Source organism: Candidatus Centipeda massiliensis, assembly GCF_900290285.1.
GTDB classification, from domain to species: Bacteria; Bacillota; Negativicutes; order Selenomonadales; family Selenomonadaceae; genus Centipeda; species Centipeda massiliensis.
This window is the reverse complement of record NZ_LT985754.1, coordinates 46,157-68,116: the sequence shown is the minus strand read 5'-3', so window position 1 is coordinate 68,116 and position 21,960 is coordinate 46,157. Positions and strand designations below refer to the sequence as shown.

Annotated in this window: 19 protein-coding genes and 2 pseudogenes; 11 read left to right on the top strand and 10 right to left on the bottom strand. The window is 56.6% G+C overall.

Translation table 11 applies throughout. The annotated features are described in order from the left end of the window. Positions 1-153: 153 nt before the first annotated feature. The 3 genes from C8273_RS00360 to C8273_RS00345 all read right to left on the bottom strand — a co-directional run bounded on the left by C8273_RS00360 (position 154) and on the right by C8273_RS00345 (position 4,396). The gene (locus tag C8273_RS00360) at positions 154-585 is read right to left on the bottom strand and encodes an LktC family protein (RefSeq protein ID WP_106625913.1); all 432 of its coding nucleotides are present in this window, start codon (positions 583-585) and stop codon (positions 154-156) included. 338 nt (positions 586-923) lie between these two features. After that, complete coding sequence (locus C8273_RS00350) at positions 924-3,002, bottom strand: TonB-dependent copper receptor (RefSeq protein ID WP_106625912.1); 2,079 nt, start codon at positions 3,000-3,002, stop codon at positions 924-926. 221 nt (positions 3,003-3,223) lie between these two features. Beyond that, positions 3,224-4,396, bottom strand: a complete 1,173-nt coding sequence (locus C8273_RS00345) for a phosphoribosylaminoimidazolecarboxamide formyltransferase (RefSeq protein WP_106625911.1) — start codon at positions 4,394-4,396, stop codon at positions 3,224-3,226. A 353-nt stretch (positions 4,397-4,749) separates the two neighbouring features. On the opposite strand from C8273_RS00345, the gene C8273_RS00340 reads away from it, so the two are divergent. The 8 genes from C8273_RS00340 (at position 4,750) to C8273_RS00305 (ending at position 11,378) form a co-directional block, all read left to right on the top strand. Then, positions 4,750-4,950 (top strand): hypothetical protein, encoded by a 201-nt coding sequence (locus tag C8273_RS00340; RefSeq protein ID WP_106625910.1) that lies wholly within the window; start codon positions 4,750-4,752, stop codon positions 4,948-4,950. Positions 4,951-5,241: 291 nt separating this feature from the next. Next, a complete protein-coding gene (locus C8273_RS00335; protein ID WP_106625909.1) occupies positions 5,242-6,072 on the top strand; it encodes a menaquinone biosynthesis protein in 831 nt (276 codons plus the stop codon). A 107-nt stretch (positions 6,073-6,179) separates the two neighbouring features. After that, positions 6,180-6,881 (top strand): 3D domain-containing protein, encoded by a 702-nt coding sequence (locus C8273_RS00330; RefSeq protein WP_106625908.1) that lies wholly within the window; start codon positions 6,180-6,182, stop codon positions 6,879-6,881. 12 nt (positions 6,882-6,893) lie between these two features. Then, complete coding sequence (locus tag C8273_RS00325; RefSeq protein WP_106625907.1) at positions 6,894-8,768, top strand: phosphoethanolamine transferase; 1,875 nt, start codon at positions 6,894-6,896, stop codon at positions 8,766-8,768. 146 nt (positions 8,769-8,914) lie between these two features. Beyond that, positions 8,915-9,916, top strand: coding sequence for a pyridoxal-phosphate dependent enzyme (locus tag C8273_RS00320; protein ID WP_106625906.1), 1,002 nt, complete (start codon positions 8,915-8,917; stop codon positions 9,914-9,916). A gap of 4 nt (positions 9,917-9,920) precedes the next feature. Continuing rightward, complete coding sequence (locus C8273_RS00315; protein ID WP_106625905.1) at positions 9,921-10,835, top strand: Ppx/GppA phosphatase family protein; 915 nt, start codon at positions 9,921-9,923, stop codon at positions 10,833-10,835. Beyond that, the gene (locus C8273_RS00310; protein WP_106625904.1) at positions 10,835-11,167 is read left to right on the top strand and encodes a DUF4258 domain-containing protein; all 333 of its coding nucleotides are present in this window, start codon (positions 10,835-10,837) and stop codon (positions 11,165-11,167) included. The genes C8273_RS00315 and C8273_RS00310 overlap by 1 nt, the downstream gene beginning before the upstream one ends. After that, positions 11,148-11,378, top strand: a complete 231-nt coding sequence (locus C8273_RS00305; RefSeq protein WP_106625903.1) for a type II toxin-antitoxin system MqsA family antitoxin — start codon at positions 11,148-11,150, stop codon at positions 11,376-11,378. Before C8273_RS00310 ends, C8273_RS00305 begins: the two co-directional genes overlap by 20 nt. A gap of 731 nt (positions 11,379-12,109) precedes the next feature. Here the strand turns inward: C8273_RS00305 and C8273_RS00300 are convergent. Both C8273_RS00300 and C8273_RS00295 read right to left on the bottom strand, forming a co-directional pair. Then, positions 12,110-12,805: a formate dehydrogenase gene (locus C8273_RS00300; RefSeq protein ID WP_106625902.1), complete on the bottom strand. Its 696-nt coding sequence runs from the start codon at positions 12,803-12,805 to the stop codon at positions 12,110-12,112. 32 nt (positions 12,806-12,837) lie between these two features. Continuing rightward, positions 12,838-13,200, bottom strand: coding sequence for a single-stranded DNA-binding protein (locus tag C8273_RS00295; protein WP_234343746.1), 363 nt, complete (start codon positions 13,198-13,200; stop codon positions 12,838-12,840). A 132-nt stretch (positions 13,201-13,332) separates the two neighbouring features. Here C8273_RS00295 and C8273_RS12785 point away from each other — a divergent pair. Together C8273_RS12785 and C8273_RS00285 are read left to right on the top strand one after the other, a co-directional pair. After that, positions 13,333-13,483 (top strand): annotated as a pseudogene (locus C8273_RS12785) (secretion protein HlyD). An 81-nt stretch (positions 13,484-13,564) separates the two neighbouring features. Beyond that, the gene (locus C8273_RS00285; RefSeq protein ID WP_234343744.1) at positions 13,565-14,515 is read left to right on the top strand and encodes a hypothetical protein; all 951 of its coding nucleotides are present in this window, start codon (positions 13,565-13,567) and stop codon (positions 14,513-14,515) included. A gap of 81 nt (positions 14,516-14,596) precedes the next feature. Here C8273_RS00285 and C8273_RS00280 read toward each other — a convergent pair whose 3' ends face one another. From C8273_RS00280 to C8273_RS00260, 5 genes and pseudogenes are all read right to left on the bottom strand, one after another. After that, the gene (locus C8273_RS00280) at positions 14,597-15,832 is read right to left on the bottom strand and encodes a PLP-dependent aminotransferase family protein (RefSeq protein WP_106625901.1); all 1,236 of its coding nucleotides are present in this window, start codon (positions 15,830-15,832) and stop codon (positions 14,597-14,599) included. Positions 15,833-16,061: 229 nt separating this feature from the next. Then, positions 16,062-17,384, bottom strand: a complete 1,323-nt coding sequence (locus C8273_RS00275) for a serine hydroxymethyltransferase (RefSeq protein WP_106625900.1) — start codon at positions 17,382-17,384, stop codon at positions 16,062-16,064. A 207-nt stretch (positions 17,385-17,591) separates the two neighbouring features. Next, a pseudogene (locus C8273_RS12780) lies at positions 17,592-17,742 on the bottom strand (secretion protein HlyD). A 15-nt stretch (positions 17,743-17,757) separates the two neighbouring features. Beyond that, complete coding sequence (locus tag C8273_RS00265; RefSeq protein ID WP_106625899.1) at positions 17,758-19,017, bottom strand: SLC13 family permease; 1,260 nt, start codon at positions 19,015-19,017, stop codon at positions 17,758-17,760. A gap of 301 nt (positions 19,018-19,318) precedes the next feature. Continuing rightward, complete coding sequence (locus tag C8273_RS00260; RefSeq protein WP_267895792.1) at positions 19,319-20,239, bottom strand: DUF4368 domain-containing protein; 921 nt, start codon at positions 20,237-20,239, stop codon at positions 19,319-19,321. A gap of 443 nt (positions 20,240-20,682) precedes the next feature. On the opposite strand from C8273_RS00260, the gene C8273_RS00255 reads away from it, so the two are divergent. Further along, positions 20,683-21,912: an IS110 family RNA-guided transposase gene (locus tag C8273_RS00255; protein ID WP_106625898.1), complete on the top strand. Its 1,230-nt coding sequence runs from the start codon at positions 20,683-20,685 to the stop codon at positions 21,910-21,912. Positions 21,913-21,960: the final 48 nt, after the last annotated feature.

The following is a 21,960-nucleotide window of genomic DNA, read 5'->3' as shown; positions in this document are numbered from 1 at the left end:
CCTTTTTGAGTGGTTCTATTTGTAATAGTAAAAATTACAATCAAAGTATAACACAGTAAAAACATAATATCAATAGGCACAATAAATTTTTTCACAAAAATACCCCCAAACGATTCATCGCGTTTGGGGGATCATACGATGCGGAAACGTGTCTCACTCCTCCGGCAGGAGCATGGAGAGGTCTGGCATGAGCTTCGTGATGTCGCGGATGAAGACGCGCAGGACGCTGACCATGACCTCGGGGTCAAACGCCTCGGGGTTGTGCGGGACAACGACATCGGCGAGGATGGCGGTGTCGGAGGTGAGGTAGAACTTCACGAGGCGGCTGTCCTGATTCTGACGCATGAGCCAGCCTGTGAGGAGCATCGCGTTCGTATCGTCGACGGCGTTCTGCGCGAGGCGGATGCGGATGGTGGCGTATGCCGTAGAGTCGATGATGACGACGATGGGCAGACGCCGTTCCTCCACCTCGATCTCACTCTCAAAGATCACGGTATTGCGCTCATCACCCGCCTCACGAATCTGAAAGCCCGTGATGTTTTCCTTTTTGATATACTCCTCGAATGTCTTGGCCGCTTCGATCACGACCAATCACCTCCCCGCACTGCATACGTTCATATTGTTTTATTATAACATAGATGAGCGAAAAGGGGAAGAAAAAAGAGAGGGGCTGCTGCACGGAGCCGAAAAACTTCGTGCAGCAGCCACTGCTGTCATGTTTGACATCCGCTGTAAGAGCCTCTTTCGGGCATGGATTGTTAGGGAAGCACTGATAAATTCAGCCACGCCATCTTGACGCATCTTTTTTGCCCGCACTGTGTCGGCAAATCCTCCACATAGCCCTGCTATGCGTCCGGTTTGCCTCCTTGTTCGGACGAAAAAATCTACGTCAATCTGACGGACTTCATTTTATCAGCGATTCCTTAGAACTTGCAGCTGCCCTTCAGCCAGATGGTGCGCCCCGGCTCCGTGATGTGCCCGCCGGCAGAGATGCCGAGTGCGGGGATCGCCGCCTCACTGTAGTTGACGAACTCGGCGTAGGTCTTGTTGAGGAGGTTGTCCACGCCGAGGGAGAATGTCAGGTTCTCGTCGGGACGGTAGGCGAGGCTGAGGGAGAGGATGCCAAAGCCGCCCGTCGGACCGTAGTCCGTGCCCGTGACGCTGCCGTAGCCCCTATGATAGCGGTTCTGCTTGCTGACGAGCCGCCAGACGGCATTTGCCTCCGTCTTTTTGTGCGTATACTTCGCCGTGAGATTCGCCTCCAGCGGAGCGATCTGCGGGAGTGCCGCATTGTTCGTGCGGTCGTCGCCGCGCGTGTAGGCGAGGGATGCGCCGAACGTCCACAGCGGCGAGACGGTACGCGTGATCTCAGCCTCGAACCCGTAGAGGCGTGCATCGACGTTGCCGTATCCGCCGACGGGTTTTCTCAGGATGAAGTCATCGACGTGCGCGTAGTAGAGGGAGAGGTTTGCGTTCGTCTTGTCGCCCGTATAAACCCAGCCGAGGTCGAGCTGGGTATTCTTCTCCTTGGCGGGGCGTGTCACAGAGGGAGAGGAAGTTTGATGATTCACGCGGTTGCTGTGCGCCGCCCATGTGTGGTACGCCTCCCAGTAGTCGGCGGGGCGCTCCGCGTGTCCTACGCCGACGTAGAACGTGAGCGGCTGCTTCTTTGCCGTATTTTCCCAGCGGACGAAGCCGCTGACGGCGTGATCGCTCGCGCTGCCGGGAACGAGGTTGCGCGTGAGCATCCCCATGGGGTTGCGGAAGCGGGCGTTGTGGTAGTCTGTCTCCGTTCGGTCGTAACGCAGTCCCGTGTGCAGGCGGCTGCGTGCGGCAAGGTCGCGGCTGTACTCGAGGAAGATGCCGAAACTGTTGATGTCCATGTCGTTGTTCGGCGAACCCTTCAGCCGTCTGTGCGCCTCGGCGAAGTAGTGTGCGTCGCGGCGCAGGTCGAGGCCGACGGCAGCACTCGTCTGCGGTGAGAAGCGCAGGTCGGTGACGGCGCGGACGCCGTACTGTACGCGCTTCACATCCGTGCCCATCATGCCACCCGGACGGAATGTGTAGTTGTCCATGATGTGATCGATGGTATCGTGGTTGAAATTCAGTGTGAGTTTCTCCACAACGGGCGAGAGATGCGCCCGCTCGAACTTCACCGCATAGCTGTCGCGGTCGAACTGGCTGCCGTCCATCATGCCGTGCGCGTACTTCGCCCAGCCGCGGCTGCGGTCGTAGGAGACCTCGAAGAGGGTGTCCGGGTCGGGGGTGAGACCGACGATCCCCGTGAGGCTGTGGCGGCCGTAGCCGGAGTGGATGCGGCGTCCGTCCCCGTCTGCATAGTCACGCGCATAATTGCGCGTCTGGATGATGCGTGCATAGCCCTCCGCACCGCCTGCCGCAACATCGGTCAGCTCATCGAAGCGGTGGTTTGATGCACCGAGAACGGAGACGCTGCCGCGCACGCCGGGGCGCTCAAAACGCTCCGTCTCGCGCTCGAAGATGACGCTGCCTGCGATGCTTGCGCCGTAGCGGACGCTCTGCGGCCCCTTGTTCACGATGATGCGGCTGAACGTCTCGGGAAACGCGTAGGTAGCCGTGGGATCCATGCGGTTCGGGCAGCCGCCGGACATCATGCCGCCGTTCATATCCATCACCATGCGCGAACCGCCCATGCCGCGCATCATCGGGTCGCCGCCGGTACCGCCCTTGCGGACGACGGAGATGCCGGGGATCGTCTTGAGATAGCCCGCACCGTCGGCGGCGGGGATGGGCTGGCGCGGATGCTGCGGGTCGGTGGAGAGGGTGAGCGGCGTCGCTGTACGGTAGCCGGTGACGATGACCTCGTCGAGGGTGAACTCGTACATCTCCTCTCCTGCGGGGGCAGAGGGCGTCGCGTCGTGTATATTCGTCGGCATGGTCTGTGCCGCATACGCATGCGCACCAAAACATGCCGTGCCGCATGCCATGCCGAGCAGAGCAAGGCGGCGGGTGAATCGGGTCATTCCGTATACCTCCTATGGAAATGAAATGAGAACGTTTATCAAAAGTATAACGGAATGATAACACAATTCTGATAGAGAATACAAATAGAAAATGTGAATTGGAGAACACTATATGATAATGGGATGTGGAGAAATGCGGAAAAGTCTGTGTTTACGACGCAAAGACGCCCCATGAAGTGCTCATGGGGCGTTGGATACGTATTGTTTTAGGGGTGTTGTGCTCAGTGGTGAAAGAGGCGGATGTGGGTCATCGCCATCGCGATGCCGTACTTGTCACACGTCTCGATGACGTTGTCGTCGCGGATCGAGCCGCCGCTCTGTGCGATGTAGGAAACGCCGCTCTGGTGGGCGCGCTCGACGTTGTCGCCGAACGGGAAGAAGGCGTCCGAGCCGAGGGCGACGCCCGTGATCGTTTTGAGGTAGGCGCGTTTCTCTGCGCGTGTGAAGGGAGCGGGCTTCTCTGTAAAGAGGCGCTGCCAGTCGCTCGTGAGCAGCGCGTAGTCGTCCTCGTCGCCCGCTGTATATACGTCGATGGCATTGTCGCGGTCGGGGCGGCGGATATCGTCCTTGAACGGGAGCGCGAGCACCTGCGGGCTTTGGCGCAGCTGCCATATATCCGCCTTATTTCCCGCCAGACGCGTGCAGTGGACGCGTGACTGCTGCCCCGCGCCGACGCCGATCGCCTGTCCGTCGACGGCGTAGCAGACGGAGTTGGACTGCGTGTATTTCAGCGTGATGAGTGCGAGCAGGAGGTCACGGCGCGCGGCATCGGGGATGTCCTTGTTCGCCGTCGGGCGGTCGGTCAGGCACTCCTCCGTGATCTGCACGTCGTTGCGCTGCTGCTCGAAGGTGATACCGTACACGTCCTTGCGCTCGAGCGCGGGCGGCGCGTAGCTCTCGTCCATCTGGAGGATGAGGTAGCTGCCCTTGCGCTTGCTCTTTAGGATCTCGAGCGCCTTCTCCGTATACCCCGGTGCGATGATGCCGTCGGACACCTCGCCGCGCAGGAACTCTGCGAGACTCTCGTCGCATACATCGGAAATGGCGGCAAAGTCGCCGTAGGAGCTCATGCGGTCGGCGCCGCGTGCACGCACGTATGCACACGCGACGGGCGAGAGATCGCGCCCCTCGGCTTGGGCCGCGCGGGCGAGCGTATTCGAGAGCGGCAGTCCGAGCGCTGCGCCGGCGGGACTGACGTGCTTGAACGAGGCGGCGGCGGGCAGTCCCGACATCGCGCGCAGTTCGCGGACGAGCTGCCAGCTGTTCAGCGCATCAAGCAGGTTGATATAACCGGGGCGGCCGTTGAGGACGGTGAAGGGCAGACCGCCCTCTGCAAAGACGCGCGCGGGTGTCTGATTCGGGTTGCAGCCGTATTTCAGTGCGATTTCGTTCATCATGAGCGCTCCTTTTCTCTCGCAGGTATTGCTTTGTTTCCATTATAACGGCGCACGGGGAGATTTTCAACCGATGTGCGTCTGACCGCATAAAAAAGGACGGCGTATCTTCTGTTTGATCATGATGAAAGCCTCCTTCTTGCGCTGTGTTGCAATGTAGGGTATACTCTATCTCAAGAGGAGCGTTAAGGAATCGCTGATAAATTCAGCCGCGCCATCTTGAGGAACTTCATTGTATCAGTGCTTCCTAAATAATATGGCATAAAAGAATCTGCGCATATTGGCGGCGCGTGGACAACGGAAACAGAATGATCTCACGAGCCGCTTCGGCTTGGTGCGTTGGGGGTGTTCGTATGGATCTGTTGACATTCTCTGTGATCGCTCTCGTCGTCGTGACCATGGGGAGCATATTCTTTCTGCTGCTGATGAATGGCGTCAGCGTTGTTTTGGATGCGATTACAACGGGGCTTGAAACGATCTATCTTTTCGTGCATCGAAAGGACTGTCCCGCTCCGTCTGCACCACAGCAAAAGCGCATCCGCTATCTTCCATGATGTCTCAGAGGCGTCTGATGGCGGATCTGTTTAGTTCATTCTGCCAGCGCGCAATCTATTTGCTTTACTGATAAATTCAGCCGCGCCACGTTTGTTTCGTTCATGGCCAATCACTGCCGTTCTAAGGCTCAGATTGACCACCTACCGAGTCGATAGCGCCATCGTTATGATCCCACACAAGACAGCGCCTCAGCTGTCTTTTTTATGCGTGTCCCCCTAGGTGATTGCGAAAATACTGTATTTTTCCGCGAAAAAAGATTATAATGGGAAAAGAAAGAGAGGGGGATGTGCATGGTACCCCGTTTGGGTCATATTGCGTTTTTGAATGTGCTGCCGCTGACGTATGCGCTCGCGCACGGGGCGGCGGAGGGGCTGGATATCCTGCGTGCGACGCCCGCGCAGCTCAACGGGCGGCTTGAGGCGAAGCATCTGGATGTGTCAGGGGTCTCATCGATCACCTATGCACGGCATGCGGACGATCTTGTCCTCCTGCCGGATGTGTGCATCGCCTCGGACGGGGATGTGCGCAGCGTCCTTCTTGTGAGCCGCGTACCGGCGGAGGAGATCGGCACGCAGCGCGTCCTGCTCTCGGACAAGTCGGCGTCCTCCCACGCGCTGCTGAAGATCATCCTGCACCGCGCGTACGATGCTGCGCCCGCCTATGAAATACGCGCACTCACGCCGGATGATCCCGTGCCGGAGGGGGCAGCGGCATCCATGTTCATCGGAGATGACGCACTCGAACTCTACCATCACCCGCCCGAGGGGATCCACATCTACGATCTCGCACGGGAGTGGAAGCAGCTGACGGGGGCGCGCATGGTGTTTGGTGTCTGGGCGGCAGCGCGGTCATTCGCGGCGGCGCATCCGGAGGAACTCCGCATGGTGCATGGACGGATCGCAGCGGCGTTCCGCCACTGGGACACGGTGAAGGAGGCGGCGATCGGCGCGGTGCTCTCGGACGGGCGCTTTACGCGTGCGCAGCTGACGGAGTATCTCGGCCGCGCGGTCGTCTGGCAGCTGGATGCGGAGACACTTGCGGGGCTTCGACTCTTCTACCAGTATGCGGCAGAGGACGGGCTGATCCCACTGGCACCTCAAATCGAGCTTGCTTGTGTTTGACGTGCATATCAGTTTATAGTAAAATATTCCCATAGAAAGAAATGGTGCTTTCCTTTGCCGTGCGTGGAGCGCGGCAAGGACAGGGAAAATGAAGGGAGCGCGATTGCATGCAGATACGGAAACTCCTTTGGGCAGCACGAAATTTTATGCGGAGGGCAAAGCGGCACAGGGAACTGCATCGCTTGCGCGGCGCACTCTCTGTCGGTACAATGCTCGCGGTAGCCGCTCCGCTTGCGATTCCTGCGCCCGCTGCAGCGGCGCACATTCTTGTGAAGGAGGGGATGCGCGGTGCTGCGGTAGCACATGTGCAGGAGTTGCTGATCGAGGGCGGCTATCTGGACGGCGCTGCGGACGGTGTCGCAGGTCCATTGACACGTGCGGCGATCATGCGCTGTCAGGAGGCGCATGGACTCACGGTCGATGGGATCTGCGGCGAGGCGACCTATCTCGTTCTTTCGGGCGGTGTTCCATACGATCCTGTGGCACTCGGGATTCACGAGGAGCGTGCACCACAGGTGAGCCGTGGGCATGGGCGCGCCCTCTACGTGGCAGCGACGGCATACAGCGCATTTGATCCCGGCAATGGCAACCGCACGGCAACGGGGACACTCGTACGTCACGGTGTGATTGCCGTGGATCCGTCGGTGATCCCGCTCGGTACACGAGTTTTTATCCCCGGCTACGGAGAGGCCGTAGCGGAGGACATTGGCCATGCAATTAGCGGCAATCGCATCGACATTGCCTTTGACACACACGCAGAGGCGCTGATGTTCGGTCGGCAGGAACTCGAAATCTTTATTATGGAGTAGTATGGCGTTATTATGAAGGTATCAACGGAGCGGACGAATGAGTGGATCCGCTATGCGGCGGCGGCAGGGGCGTACTTTCTGACGCTTGTCGCGTGCTATATCAATATGGGGCAGGATATGGGCGCGGAGTATTTTCTTCCCGCGCTCCTTCCTGTCCTCGGGGTTCTCATGCTCATGCAGTATGGGACGGGCGTACCCCTATTCTCGCGCGGGATGATCGGGGCGATGGTGCCGGGGCTGCTCTGGTGCCTGACCTTCCCGCTGCTCTACGCATGGACGTATGGGCGGGACTGGTATCGTTCGCTCATCTTCTTTGACTTCCTCATCGGAACGGCAAATATGCTCGTGCTCGCCGCGCTCGGCGGCGTTCTCTTTCACCTCGGACGCAAACGACTGACAGCGGCGCTGCTCGCGGTGCTCGGCTTTCTCATGGCACTCGTTCCACTCACGCAGATCGCCTACTATATGACGGTCTGGCATGCGCTCAGTCCCGCCTCGCTCATGGCGCTGTATCTCACGAACTGGCACGAGGCGGGGGACTATATCGAGTCGACGGTGGGCGTGCTGCCGGCGATCGGGGTAACTCTTCTTCTTCTGCTGCTTATCTATCTTTCGTACCGCAGCTATCTCATATTTGCACAGCGCATCTATCCGAGTGCAGAGGGGTCGCGCATGGGATCGCTGGTCGCGGTCATGCTTGTCGCGGCAGGGGTGCATATTGTGCTGATCCCGGAGTGCTCCATCGCAGGACTTTACAAAGATGTGACAACGTACGTTGAGGAAACGCAGTCGTACGGTCTAAATCAGGACGAGAGATATGCGTCGCTCATCATTGATGCCGAGAATACCCTTGCGGCACGCGCCCCGGGGACGGTGATCTTCGTTATCGGCGAGTCCGCTTCGCGGAACTATATGCACTACTATACGCCGAGCTTCCCGTATGAGAATACTCCGTGGATGGAGCACATGGCAGCGGAGCGCGAGGGCTTCTACGTCTATCCGCACACCTATTCCTGCTGGACGCAGACCGTACCAGTGCTGGAGCGTGCACTGACAGAGAAGAGTCAGTACAATGACAAGGAGTTCTTCGAGTCGGCGTCCATTCTCGATGTTGCGAAGAAGATCGGCTACCATACGTACTGGTTCAGCAATCAGGGACGGTACGGTCAGTTCGACAGCGCGATCACGATGGTCGCAAAGACGGCGGATGAGGCGGAGTGGACGGACGACTCCTACACCTTTACGACGAAGTTTGATGAGAGTCTGCTCCCGTATCTGACGCGTATTGATCCGAATGTGAATAACTTCATTGTGCTGCATCTGATGGGCAGCCATATTTACTACAATAACCGCTACCCCGACGAATGGGCGAAGTTCGCCGCCGAGAACGGCGAATCCGCGATGACAAGTGCGCCGTCCTATGCGAACAGCATTCTCTATACGGATCACATTCTGTCGGAGATTTTTGCATACGCGGAGAAAAACCTGAACCTCCGCGCGATGGTCTATTTCTCCGACCACGGGGAAAATCTCAAGATCTCGCATAACCCCGATGTGTTCAGCTTCGATATGGTACGCATCCCGTTCTTTATCTATCTCTCACCGGAGTACCGCGCGGCGCTGCCGAATCGTGCGGCGACCCTTGCCGGGCGGCGCGAGGCATATTTTACGAACGATATGATGTACGATACGGTCTGCGGACTGCTCGGAGCGCCGAACAACCGCTATGATCCACGGCAGGATTTTTCGAGTCCCGCCTACGGCTTTACGCGCGAGACGCTGACGACGATGTTTGGCAACCACGCGCTGACGGAGGATCATACGGATGAAAATGCGGGCGCTTCGCCCGCTGGGGCGGAGGGAACGGCGAGCGAAGTGAGCCGATAGGGGTGCCTGTATTATATGTGAATTTTGAACCATAGAGATGTTTTCTACACACCGATCAAGGCGCCCCTTCCCTCCCCCATTGCGATGGGGGAGGCATCGTTACATCATACCGTTGCAATCTCATACGTTCAAGAGGAGGATCTGTCATGCACTTCTACTGTGAGCGCTGTAAAAAGGAATACCCCGTCGCAACACACGCATACGTGTGTGAGTGCGGCGGGCTTTTTCGCCTGTATCAGACGGCGATGGATGCGGCGGATCGTCACGAGGCGGTGACGCTCGGCGAGACGGAGACACCACTTCTGCCGCTCGTCATCGACGGTGCCCGCTTCTTTTTCAAGATGGAGGATCGCCAGCCGACGGGATCCTTCAAGGATCGAGGGGCGAAACGCCTCATCGGCGAACTCGCACACATCGACATCGACCGCGTAGCGATTGACTCCTCGGGCAACGCGGGCGCTGCGGTTGCGGCATACGCTGCAGCGGCGGGCATGGCGTGCCGGGTCTATGTGCCGGATGATATTTCTGCCGAGCGCACCAAGCAGATCGCGGCGTACGGCGCAGATGTCGTGCGTGTGCCGAACGGGCGCATGAACGCGGGCAGTACGCTTCAAGCAGAACTCGGCAGCGACTACTATGCCTCCCATGTCTACAACCCGCTCTTCGCCGATGGGATCAAGAGCATGGCGCAGGAGATCTATCACCAGCTGGGCGACGCGGTGCCGGACTATATCTTCGTCCCCATCGGCAACGGCTCGCTCCTCCTCGGACTCTATCTGGGATTTGCCGAGATCGGTCGTCTGCCGCACTTCGTCGGTGTGCAGAGTACGAAATGTGCACCCGTCGTGGAGGCGTTCCACAACCTGCCCGAGACACCGCGCAAGAGCACAATCGCCGAGACGATCCGCGTGGGTGCGCCGGCGCGTTTGGAGGGGATTGTCAAGGCGCTGCGCAACAGCGGAGGCGATGCCGTCGCCGTCGAGGACAGCGAGATCCTAAAGGCGGCAAAGATGCTCAATCGACGCGGCATCTACGCCGAGCTCACGGCTGCGGCGGCTCTGGCGGGGGCACGTTCCTTCTTCGCGGACGGCATGCCCGACAACTACCGCGTCGTCATCCCCGTGCCCGGCAGCGGGCTGAAGCGGTAGCATTATGCTGCACGCGATCATCGACATCGGATCCAACACCATCCGCATGGCAGTCTATCAGATTGAGGGCAAGACGTTCGAGCTGCTCCTCAAGCGCAAGCATACGGTCGGCCTCGCGGGCTATTTGGAAGATGGACGGCTCGTGCGCGAGGGGATCGAAAAGACCGTTAAGATCCTGCGCGGGTTTATGGACTTTATTGATACCTTTGGGATTGCGCACGTCCATTCCTTTGCGACGGCAGCACTGCGCAGTGCTGCAAACGGTCATGCTGTCACGGATGAAATCATGCGGCGCACGGGCGTCGCGGTTCGCATCATCAGCGGTGAGGAGGAGGCAGCGTACGACTTCATCGGCGCGACCACGAGCATTGCACACGCAGACGGTGTGATGCTCGACATCGGCGGCGGCAGTACGGAGATCATTTCATACCAAGATCATACAATGACGGGGCGGTGGAGTCTGCCCCTCGGCTCGCTCGCGAGCGCCAAGGCGCATGTGGCGGGACTGCTCCCGACGGCGGCGGAGTGCGCGGCGATCCGCAGCGCGGTGGAGGGGATTCTCGATGATGCACCCGCCGTGCGTACGCTGCGCACGCGGCATATTGTCGGCATGGGCGGCGTTCTCAGCAGCGCGAGCCGCATGCACCGCCTCCTTTTCCCAGAGGAAACGCCGCGCCTCCTGCAGGCTGCACACCTTCCCGTGATGATTGAACTGTTCGGCAGCGGTCAGCCGCTCAGCGAGACGAATACCGCCATTCTCCTGCGCTCCGCCCCCGACCGCCTCCACACCATCATCCCCGGCATGATCATCGCCCATACCCTCGCCGACACCTTCGCTGCCGAGGATATTCTCTACAGCGACTCGGGCGTGAGAGAGGGATATATATGGAAGGAGATTATCGGGGTGGAGCAGAAGTGATGACGATAGAACGTCTGAAAACCTACTATGAGAAGGACGATGTGTTCATTACGGCGCACGCGGCGGAGCGGTTTCGGCAGCGCGGTATTCGGGCAAGGGATGTGCGGAATGCGGTACATACGGGCGAAATCATCGAGCAATATCCGAATGATTTCCCGTATCCGAGTTGTCTGATCTTGGGGCAAAGTTTGGATGGACGACGTATTCATGTCGTTATGAGTGACGAGGGAACATCGAGCCGTATTATAACCGCCTACGTTCCTGATGTGGATAAGTGGAGTGAGGATTTCAAAACGAGAAGGGGGCAGAACGATGAACTGTCTGATTTGTAAGGACGGGACGATGAAAGAGGGCACGGGCACATACTTTGCCGCGCTTGCACATTGCTACGTCATCATTGAGAATGTGCCCTGCCATGTCTGCTCTCAATGCGGTGAAACTCTGTATTCTGCTTCTGTTATGGAGAAAATTGACGAGATCTTGGAGCGCATTGAGAAGATCGCAAGCAAGATCTTTATTATGGACTATCGGGATGCTGCTTAGGGAAGCACTGATACATTCAGTCGCGCTATCTTAGCGCGTCTTTTTCTGTATGTCTGACGCACAAAAGCACCCGTCCGTGAGGCTGTGAACCTTCACGGGCGGGTGCTTTTGGTTTCGGCTGCTCCGGCAGAGGCAGGGACTTCTCCCTATTTGTGGAAGCCCTGAGGCTCAGTGCTTCCTGCGCAGCTCCCCGTAGGGGCTGTGAATCTTAACGGCGAAAGCGTGTTTCGGAATGAATGTGTTTGCGTGCGGACGGGGAATTGGCGCGGCGATGTCCGTTGCGCAGGGGATGTGCGGCGCTGTCTGCGTCTGTCCCCTGCGCGCGGGGTGCGCCGTTCTGTGTTTTTGTGTTTGCGGTGTGCGCGGTGAAGCGCGTAGGCGGTCTCTCCCGCCTGCCCCGCGTTTTTGTTCCGCGCTGCGGTGCTTCCGCAAAGACCGGCACTGTCCGCAGATGCCGGACGGCGGCGCGGGGGTGATATTTGCATCTCCGCTCATAGGGAGTTCATACCAAGGTTTTGGGTTCTGTGTGCGTACACACAGAGGGGATGTGCAGCCTCTTAGTTCATCTGCACCTGAACCGGGAGCGATCCCTGCCCCTGCCGGAGCAGCCGTCCTCCTGGTGCATCTTTTCCGTCCGCTCTGCATCAATCCGTTCTTACTGTGCTTCCGGCTGATTTCGTTGATGGGACGAAAAGTCTGCACCAATCTGACGTGCGTTCAAAAAAGTCTTCCTACTTCCCCTCCAGCGCCTCGATGATCTCCGCGAGTGCACTTCCCTGATTGCCGAAGATGGTCTCGACGAGATGGCGGCCTGCGTGGTCGTCGTTCAGCGTGCTCTCCGAGATTGGGAGCTGCAGCGCGAAGTCGACCTCGGTGCGCACGAGTGCATCGTCGATTGCATGGGAGGTGTCCGCTGCCTTTTTGGCGAGGGCTTCCTGCATGCGGCGGACAGCCGTGCGATCATAGTCGATGGTTCGTACGATCTCAATGTCGTAGCAATACGGTGTCTGGTTGCCCTCCTTGTTGAAGACGTAGCCCTTGCCCCCACCGCGTTTTCTCTTGCTCGTGGAGCGCTGCTCCGCCATGTGTGCAAGCGTCTGCAGGAAGCGGCGGCGCGCCTTGTTCTCCTCGGCGGCGGTGTCGAAGTTCAGCGCCAGCCCCGCCTTTGCCGCCGTGATGGCGCGTCCGAGGCGCTCCTTTTCCTCCATGAGCGCGTGCCATGCGCGCAGCACCGTCATGGGATTGTACGCCATGCACGACTTTGCGCTGCAGTCACACGCCTCGTCTGCCTGTTCGGGAACGACCTTGCTCCGCAGGTGCTTCTCCGTCACCGTCATGATGTTGTCGGTATTCTCCAGATAGGCTGCAGCCTCCTCCATCAGGCGGCTGAGCCCCTTCTGCATCTGAAATGCTTCTTTGAGATTCATGGTTCCTCCACTGTCTATGTTTTTCGATGCGGTCAGATACGCGTGTACTGCATGATGTTCGAGGTGTTTTTCTGCTCTGCGCGCGCGATTTTGACGACTCCATCCTTTACCATTTCGTAGAAGGTCTTTCCGAGGGTCAGCTTCGTACCGCGGCTCATCGTCCAGTCTGTGCCAAAGAGCGTCTTGAGATCAAACGATGTCCCGGGAGCGAGCGCTTCGACACGGCGCAGGGTCTCGGCGTATGCGGTGGAGAGCTCGTTCGTATCGCCGAGAAGGCGGCTGCGGACGTAGACGGGGATGGGCTGTTCTGCCTCCTTTGCCGCTGCGGCGATGGCGGCGTACTCATCCTCGCTCAAGAGGACTTGGATGTTTTTCATGGGCTGTGTATTCTTCATGCTACTTCTCCTAAAATAGTCCGTTGCTTCGATGATGTATGCAGTTGTCTGTGAACATATTCGGATTATACATTTACTTATTAACAATGTCAAGTAGAAAAAGAAGAATATTTTTAAGGAATCGCTGATAAAATGAAGTCCGTCAGATTGGCGTAGATTTTTTTGTCCGAACAAGGAGACAAACCGGACGCATAGCAGGGGCTATGTGGAGGATTTGTCGACACAGTGCGGGCAAAAAAGATGCGTCAAGATGGCGTGGCTGAATTTATCAGTGCTTCCTTAAGTGCTTGCAAGAAGGATACAGTTTCGTTATTATACACTTATAAGAGATGGCTTTCAACAAGTTTTGAAAGGTGGCAGCTTCATGGAAAAAAGAGCATTGGGCGACAAGATGTTTCGGGATTTTCAAGAGGGCGGTGTGCTTCACGATCTGCTTGAACGCGTGTGCAAGGATGATACACTCGATCTGGAGTTCCGCGGAGAGAGTGCGGCGAACATCTACTATCGCGGCGGCAGTCTTTTCGAGATTTGCCAGAGTGGGACGAGCTATACCCTGCAGATTCATGCAAACTATCTTGCGGCATACGAGACGCTGGACGGCAGGAAACTGGACTGCCGTCCTTCGATCTTAGCGGCGGCTGCGGATATTCCATATTACAAGGAGGCGATGGATTTTCACTTGGCGAAGCCTGGGAACCGGAACTATGAGCACGAGTTTCAGCAGCTTGTTGTGCGCGAGAACAATCGTCACAGAGATATCTCACACGCCTCGGATTATTACATTGCCGATATAGAATACGTCTATCATGAAACGGAGATGGAGAAGAAAACATCCGCACGCTTTGACATGATCGGAGTGAAGTGGCTGTCGACATCGAGTGAGCGTCAGAAACCAACTGCACCAACGTTGGCGGTCATTGAAATGAAATACGGGGATGGAGCCCTTGATGGACAAAGCGGTCTAATGACGCATCTGAAGCACTTTCATGCGCTTGTCCAAAATGGGGAGCTGGATGTATTTTGTGCAGATTGTTCGAAGGTGTTCAATCAGAAATGTGAGCTCGGTCTGATTCCGGGAAAGGAACGGGCACGGATCAAGATTACTCGGAAGGATATTGAGCTTATTTTCTTGATTGCCAATCACGATCCCGACAAAACGAAGCTTGCAACGATTGTTGGGGAGATTGCCGACGCTGCGAAAAATTATCCCTATCCCATCAAATTCGCCACAGCCTCCATGATGGGCTACGCACTCTATGCCGATCAGATGAAGTCGCTTGAGGAGATGCAGGAGATTCTCGGAAAAAAGGTATAAGCACATACGAAGAGCGCCCCTCCGGACGATTCGGGGGGCGCTTGTCTATGCAAATCTATGCAGTTGTATCGTCATAAGCACTCAGTTTTCGGCCTCGCCCATCCACTCATCATCAAAGAGAGGCGCGTCTTTGATGAGGGCGACGATCTCCTGACGGGTCTTTTCGATCTCCTCGGGGGAGAGGATGGTGGTGAGCGGCTTTGCAAGCAGCGAGCCGATATAGGCGATGTCCTCCTCGCGCATACCGCGCGTGGTCGGGTTCGAGGTCGACAGGCGCAGCGCGTGGAGGAAGAGACCCGAGTTCATCGTAGGGACGGTGTCCAGTTTGACGCGGATGCCCATTTGCCCGATTGCCTTGACCGCCGCCTTGATGTCGATACCCGCAGCGGCAGAGACGAGTGCGAGGTGGGTGTCCGTGCCGCCGCAGAGGACGGAGGCACCGTGGTCGGCGAGGGTTCGTGCGAGCACCTGTGCATTCTTGACGACCTGTGCGGCGTAGCTGCGGTAGCGGTCGCTGCCCGCCTCGCGCAGGACGACGCCGAGTGCAGCGAGGTGGTTCATGTGCAGCGCCTCATGCCCCGTGTTGATGACGGCGGCATCCATGCGCGCGGCAAGCTCGCGCTTCGTGAGGACGATGGCACCGTCGGGGCCGCGGAGGGAGTCGCGCGTGGAGAAGGTGACGATGTCGGCGAGCGGCACAGGTGAGGGGACGAGCTTTGCGGCGACGAGTCCGACGCTCTGGCTGATATCGACCCAGAAGTAGGCGTCGACGGTCTGCGCAATCTCGTAAAGGATCTGGTAGTCGATTGTCCGCGGATAGCTGACGGGCGAGAAGATGATGAGGCGCGGCTTTACGCGCTCCGCCTGTGCCCGCACTGCCCCCCAGTCGATCTCCTGCGTGCCCGGCTCGATGCCGTAGTTCTCGAAGTCGTACGAGAGTCCCGCAACGTGATCCTTTTTCCGCAGGTTGAAGGAGAGTACCGTGTCCCCCGGGTCGAGGAGCGCCTGAAAGACGACGCGCGAGGCGGCGACGATGTTGCCGAGGCGGACAATGGCGTGGTCGCTGTGAAAGAGATCCATCGCGCGCTGGCGAACGATGCCGTCGAGATGAAGACCGCCGCTCGAGGTCTCGTCATTCCGATCGAAGAAGCTGTTCGTGAGGATGCTGCCCTCAAGATACTTGGCGAACGGTGACATGGTGTTCATATTCGGCATGAGGGAGAGGTTGTAGCGTTGGCGTTCGCGCTCCTCTTCGAGCAGCGTGTAGATCTCGGGGTCAAATGCCTTGAGGTGGCTGACGACTTCTTCACGTTTCATGGATAATTCTCCTCTTTATATAAAATGTAGATCTCTGGAATCACGGATTACTCAGTACTTCCTTAGTATAGCACAACGGCGCAGATAGTTCATCCTGTTTGTTGACGTTTCTGAATATTTTTATGGCAATAAAAACTCCCGCATGGACTGGAGGCACACATACGGGAGCAGTAGGAGGCGTTGAAAGCGCGGATCAATACCCCACGGTGTCAGGGGAGCCGCAGCAGGTTTATTGGAACAGATTCTTGAGGATGCTCCGACGCTCGCTTGCCGCGTGCTCATGGACGGCGATTCCATCGCCCGATGCGGGTGCGGCGGCGTGTGCCATCGCATCGAGGTTCATCCATTTGTCGGAGAAGAGCGGCTTGTCCATGATGAGCTTGCCGATGTTCATGCGCAGCGCTTCTTGCTGCTTTTCGCTGACGGCACCGGAGAGTACATGCGCGAGGGTCTCGGCGATGATCTCCATGTCCCCCTCTGTGAGTCCGCGCGTCGTCGGGTTCAGTGTCGAAAGCCGCAGCACAGAGAGCATGAACTCCGCACGCATGGTCGGAATCCGATCCGGCTTCACGTAGAGTCCGATCCGTGCGAGCGTGTGTACGACATCCGTGAGATCGACGCCCGGTGCGGGCGCTGCCAGCACGAGGTGTGTCTCGGTACCGCCGCAGAGCAGCGTTACGCCCCTTTTTGCAAGCGACGCAGCGAGCGCTCGGCTGTTTGCGAGCACCTGCTCCCCGTATGCGCGGAACTTTGGCTGTGCAGCGGCGTGCAGGGCAAAGGCGAGCGCGGCAAGGCGGCTCGTATGCAGGGCTGTGTGCCCCGTGTTCGCAACGGCGGCATCCAGCTGCGGCGCGATTTCCTTTTTGCAGAGGAGGATCGCACCGTCTGGGCCGCGAAGAGAGTCGTTCGTCGGGAAACTCACCACATCGGCAAGCGCGACGGGCGAGGGAACGAGTCCCGCCGCCACGAGTCCGACGCACTGTCCGATGTCCACCCAGAGATAGGCTCCTGCGGCGCGCGCAATCGCGGCGAGACGCTCATAGTTCGGGATGCACGGATAGCTGACGGGAGAGAAGATGATGAGGCGCGGCTTTACGCGCTCCGCGATCTGTGCGACCTCATCCCAGTCCACCTTTTGGAGGCTGGGATCGATGCCGTAGTTCTCAAAGCGGAAATCCAGCCCCGCACAGTGCTCCTGTTTGCGCAGGTTGAACGAGAGGACGGTGTCCCCGCGCTGCAGGAGCCCGAGCAGCGCCACGCGGGAGGCTGCGGCGATGTTCCCAAGCCGCACGACGGCGTGTTCACTGCCGAAGAGTTCCTGTGCACGCGTGCGTACGAGTTCCTCGATGAACCGCCCGTGCTGCGCCGTGCAGGCCTCCACGCCGCTGTTTGCGAGGGGACTGCCCTCAAGGAAGGCGGCGAGCGGAGATATGGCGCTTTCCGTCGGTATGAGTGAGAGTGCGTAGCGCTGGCGGTGAATCTCATCCTGCAGGAAGGTGTAGACCTCAGGATCAAAGGCTTTCAGATGATTGAGCAGATCTTCTTTTTTCATGGTAGTGCTCCCCTCATAAGATGTAGGCAAAAGGGCGGCTTGCCCGTCCTTTTCATGAAACGACAGACATACCTGCGGGGTATGCCTGTCCGTAGTAAACCATCATGCTTTTCAGTTCGCATTTCACGGTCGTATATGCTGTGAGGGGCAAAACGCCCATCTGACGCCGTTTATCTGTTGTGCGGGGAAAATGCAGGAGAAAATCCCTTAGGGAAGCACTGATAAATTCAGCCGCGCCATCTTAGCGCATCTTTTTTGCCCGCACTGTGTCGACAAATCCTCCACATAGCCCCTGCTATGTGTCCGGTTTGTCTCCTTGTTCGGACGAAAAAATCTACGCCAATCTGACGGACTTCATTTTATCAGCGATTCCTTAGAACGGCCATACCAGCGGGATAACGACAAGGCAGACGATCAGTGAGATCAAGACGAGCGGTACGCCGACCTTGACATAGTCCATGAAGCGGAACTGACCGGGGCCGAGGACAAGGGTGTTCGGCGGTGTCGCAACGGGGGTCGTGAATGCGCAGGAAGCTGCGATGCCGATTGCCATGACAACGGGGTAGGGCGATACGCCGATGGTCTGGGCGATGGAGATCGCAATCGGCGCGAGAAGCGCGGCTGCCGCCGTGTTCGACATGAACTGCGTCAGTCCGCAGGAGAGGACGAACATGGCTGCCACAATGACCATCGGTGCCGGATTATCCCCGATGAGTCCGACGACAAAGTCCGCGATGAGCTTGCCCGCGCCGCTGTGATCCATGGCGCTCGCGAGCGGGAGCATCCCGGCAAAGAGGAAGATGGTCGTCCAGTCGACGCCCTGATACGCCTGCTTCTCCGTGAGGCAGCCTGTCAGGACGCAGAGGAGACCGCCGATGATGGCGGAGGTCTGCATCGGGACATTGATCTGCTTTTCGAGCACCATTGCAGCGACAACGCCGATGAGGATCGCAGCGCAGATCATCATCTTGCGCGGATCCTTTGCCTCCTCCTCCTCGCCCGCAACGGCAACGCTGTCCACGAGGCGGCGCGGGCAGAGCTTGCGTCCGATCGTGAGCATGTAGATCATGCCGACGATGGAGAGCGGGATGCCGATCCACGCGAACTCAAAGAAGCCGAACGGCGTGAGACCGCTTGCGCCGAGCGTCGCGCTCATGAGGATGTTCGGCGGAGTACCGATCATCGTGATCGTGCCGCCGACATTCGCCGCGACCGCGAGTGCCATCAGCTGCGGCGAGACCGGCAAACGCGCGGCGGCGCAGATCTGGATGACCACGGGCATGAGGCACGCGACCGTCGCCGTGTTCGAGGACACGGACGAAAGAACGATCGTTATGAGCATCAGTGCCGCCATCAATGCACGTTCGTCATTGCCCGATTTTTTGACGACGGCGATGCCGATTTTTTGTGCGAGTCCCGTCTGGAACATCGCCGCACCGATGATGAACATACCGGCAAAGAGAACAACAGTCGAGTTGGACAGTCCTGAAAATACCTGCGCGGGCGTGAGCACCCCGAGAAGTCCGAGCGCGATTGCCGCGCCCATTGCCGTAACGGCGAGCGGAATGATCTCGGTAGCGAAGAGGAACGCCGCTACGGCGAGAACTCCAAGTGTCAGCATTGCTGCATCCATGAATACATCTCCTATTCATCAGTTCTTTTAGGGAAGTGCTTCCGCGATTCCCTAGCTCCCATCTCGGAAGCTTTCTTTTGATAAATTTTAAATTCTCGCTCTTCTCCAGGATTCCTGCTAAAACTTCCCCGAAAGACCTATGAAACTTGAGCATTAAAACCATAAGCGCAGGTTATTCTCCATCCGTTTTACATATTGCTCAATTTATTATCGAATGGACGCAGTGTAATATTCATTAGATGACTTCCCTTATGGATACCGCTTTCGCAAAAAATATGGCACAGCCAGTCCGTAAAACCGGCTATGCCTGTTCGTTTTCCGCATCCAAAGTCCGAGCGTTGAACTCTCCGATGCAGTTCCACACGATGACGATTTTCTGTGTGCGTTTGCCGTCCGCCACTTCCGGATGGAAGATGTACACCTTCTCGATGAACTCGCGGACGATTTCTGAGGTAAGCTCCGGAATGTCCGTATACTTCCTGACGACGGAAAGGAAGCCGTTCACATTGGCTGCGGTTTCCGATTCCTTCGCGACCACAGCTTGCAAATCCTTCATCCGCACAGTCAAGACGCTCTGCTCATTCTCATAAGTGGCGGTCAGTTTGGTGAAACGCTCATCGGAAACCTTTCCGTCCACATTGTCCTCGTAAAGCCGCTGAATCAGCAGATCCAGTTTCCGCATACGCTTGCCTGCCTGTTCCATTTCCCTTTTGGCATCACGCAGAGCCTTGTCCGCCGCTTTTCTTGATTTCTTGACAATCAAGGTGATGAACTCGTCCTCATGCGCACGGGCAAAGTCTGTAACGCGCCGAATGGCATGAAGGAGAATCCCCTCGATTTTATTGATGCGGATCGTGTGACTTCTGCCGTCGCAGAGTTTTTGCGCTTTTTTCCTGCGATAATTGTCGCACACATAATGGTCGAGTTCCCTTCGACGATTGCCCTGCCGAACCGCTCCCATCTTTTCCTTGCAGTCCGCACAATAGAGAATCCCCGAAAGCATATCGGGAATACCGAGAAATGTCTTTTTCCGCCGTCCCTCACGAATGCGCTGCACAATGTCGAAGGTCTCTTGGTCGATAATCGGCTCCTGCGTATTTTCAAAAATCACCCACTCCGAAGGATCGTTCAGATATACGCCTCTTGTGCGATAGGATTTTTTGTACGTCTTGAAATTGACCGTATGCCCCAAATAATCCGGGCGTCTTAAGGAATCACTGATAAATAGTGGATAATCACAGCCAGCTGATCCGCAGACACAAATTTCACAAATTGCAATACAAACTTACATGCCTAAGGGCACCATCATAAATGAAAAGTTTAGATTCATAGCGGCAATCCGTATGCTATAATTGAATAGACGGTATAAGACCGGTTCTTTTTTGAGCCTAGAGCCCGTGATACAAACTGGTCTNATACAAACTTACATGCCTAAGGGCACCATCATAAATGAAAAGTTTAGATTCATAGCGGCAATCCGTATGCTATAATTGAATAGACGGTATAAGACCGGTTCTTTTTTGAGCCTAGAGCCCGTGATACAAACTGGTCTGGCCTCTTATTTGTACCACACTTTGTCCAGAGCAGCCGCTCGAAAGGACGTATAACAAAATGAGTTGTTATAGAGAGGCCACGTCGTACAAATCTAGCATGGAGGTGTCAATCATGGAAGTATTGTACGAACGTTGTTGTGGGATTGATGTACACAAGAGGGTTCTGGTTTGCTGCTTGAAATGCGGCAATAAACAGGAAATCAGGACCTTCGACAGCAACAATGACGAGATTCGTGAACTAACCAAGTGGCTGCAGCAGCGCAAATGTCAGATCATCGCTATGGAAAGTACCGGTTCCTATTGGAAGCCGCTTTACAACATTTTTGAACTATCTGGGCTCGACGCTATCGTTGCGAACGCTCGTGACATCAAAAATGTGCCAGGACGAAAAACCGACATTGGCGATGCTGAATGGATCGCTGATCTACTCAGGCATGGACTAATCAAGGCGAGCTATATCCCGAATCGTGAGCAACGTGAGCTCAGAGAACTCTCTAGATACCGTATCAGTCTTGTACGGGAACGAGCACGTGAACTCAACCGATTGCAGAAAATGCTCGAGGGGGGTAACGTAAAGTTGTCCAATGTCGTCTCCAATATCAATGGACGTAGCGCTCGTAAATTACTCCAATCCATGCTTGAAAGCGATGAACCATTGACTCGAGAATGTGTTGAGGGGATGATTCACGGTAAACTTGTCAGGAAAGTGGATGCGATCCTAAAAGCCATGAACGGATTCCTCACACCGTTGCAAAAGGAGCTCATTCGAAGAGTTGTGGATCATATCGATGATATGAGTCAGCGGATTGGCGAAATGGATGACATGTTAAGCCGTTATCTGCAACCGTATCAAGAAGCCATAGAAAAATTAGACGAACTACCGGGCATTGGTAAGCGTAGTGCAGAGACAATCATCATTGAGACGGGCCTTGATATGAGTCGTTTTGCCACAGACAAGCATTTCTCTAGTTGGGCGGGGCTTGCCCCCGGAAATAACGAAAGCGCCCAAAAAAGGCGAAGGTGCCGTGTTGTAAAGGGAAACCAAACACTTCGAACGACGCTCGTGCAGTGTGCTAAGGCAGCATCACGCTGCAAGTCTTATTTTCGTGCACAATACCAACGGTTGGTTGTACGCAGAGGTGCCAACAGAGCTACAGTCGCTGTTGCACATAGTATGCTCATTGCGATTTATCATATTCTAAAGAGTGGCAAGACCTTTATTGATCTAGGAGAAGATTTTTACACGCAGTTCAACCGCGATAAGAAGATTACTCACCATCTCAAACAATTAACAAAACTTGGTTGGCTTCCTCATGCCGCAGAGGATGTTGCTATTGCATAATTTTTTTCATTCAAGATAGCTATGGGGGACTTTTGCGCTTTTTTATTC

What these genes read in the sequence shown, in the direction of transcription:
- C8273_RS00350 (WP_106625912.1), bottom strand. Translation starts at nt 3,002, where the DNA reads ATGACCCGATTCACCCGCCGCCTTGCTCTGCTCGGCATGGCATGCGGC.
- C8273_RS00345 (WP_106625911.1), bottom strand. Translation starts at nt 4,396, where the DNA reads ATGAACGAAATCGCACTGAAATACGGCTGCAACCCGAATCAGACACCC.
- C8273_RS00340 (WP_106625910.1), top strand. Translation starts at nt 4,750, where the DNA reads ATGGATCTGTTGACATTCTCTGTGATCGCTCTCGTCGTCGTGACCATG.
- C8273_RS00335 (WP_106625909.1), top strand. Translation starts at nt 5,242, where the DNA reads ATGGTACCCCGTTTGGGTCATATTGCGTTTTTGAATGTGCTGCCGCTG.
- C8273_RS00330 (WP_106625908.1), top strand. Translation starts at nt 6,180, where the DNA reads ATGCAGATACGGAAACTCCTTTGGGCAGCACGAAATTTTATGCGGAGG.
- C8273_RS00325 (WP_106625907.1), top strand. Translation starts at nt 6,894, where the DNA reads ATGAAGGTATCAACGGAGCGGACGAATGAGTGGATCCGCTATGCGGCG.
- C8273_RS00320 (WP_106625906.1), top strand. Translation starts at nt 8,915, where the DNA reads ATGCACTTCTACTGTGAGCGCTGTAAAAAGGAATACCCCGTCGCAACA.
- C8273_RS00315 (WP_106625905.1), top strand. Translation starts at nt 9,921, where the DNA reads ATGCTGCACGCGATCATCGACATCGGATCCAACACCATCCGCATGGCA.
- C8273_RS00310 (WP_106625904.1), top strand. Translation starts at nt 10,835, where the DNA reads ATGACGATAGAACGTCTGAAAACCTACTATGAGAAGGACGATGTGTTC.
- C8273_RS00305 (WP_106625903.1), top strand. Translation starts at nt 11,148, where the DNA reads ATGAACTGTCTGATTTGTAAGGACGGGACGATGAAAGAGGGCACGGGC.
- C8273_RS00300 (WP_106625902.1), bottom strand. Translation starts at nt 12,805, where the DNA reads ATGAATCTCAAAGAAGCATTTCAGATGCAGAAGGGGCTCAGCCGCCTG.
- C8273_RS00295 (WP_234343746.1), bottom strand. Translation starts at nt 13,200, where the DNA reads ATGAAGAATACACAGCCCATGAAAAACATCCAAGTCCTCTTGAGCGAG.
- C8273_RS00285 (WP_234343744.1), top strand. Translation starts at nt 13,565, where the DNA reads ATGGAAAAAAGAGCATTGGGCGACAAGATGTTTCGGGATTTTCAAGAG.
- C8273_RS00280 (WP_106625901.1), bottom strand. Translation starts at nt 15,832, where the DNA reads ATGAAACGTGAAGAAGTCGTCAGCCACCTCAAGGCATTTGACCCCGAG.
- C8273_RS00275 (WP_106625900.1), bottom strand. Translation starts at nt 17,384, where the DNA reads ATGAAAAAAGAAGATCTGCTCAATCATCTGAAAGCCTTTGATCCTGAG.
- C8273_RS00265 (WP_106625899.1), bottom strand. Translation starts at nt 19,017, where the DNA reads ATGGATGCAGCAATGCTGACACTTGGAGTTCTCGCCGTAGCGGCGTTC.
- C8273_RS00255 (WP_106625898.1), top strand. Translation starts at nt 20,683, where the DNA reads ATGGAAGTATTGTACGAACGTTGTTGTGGGATTGATGTACACAAGAGG.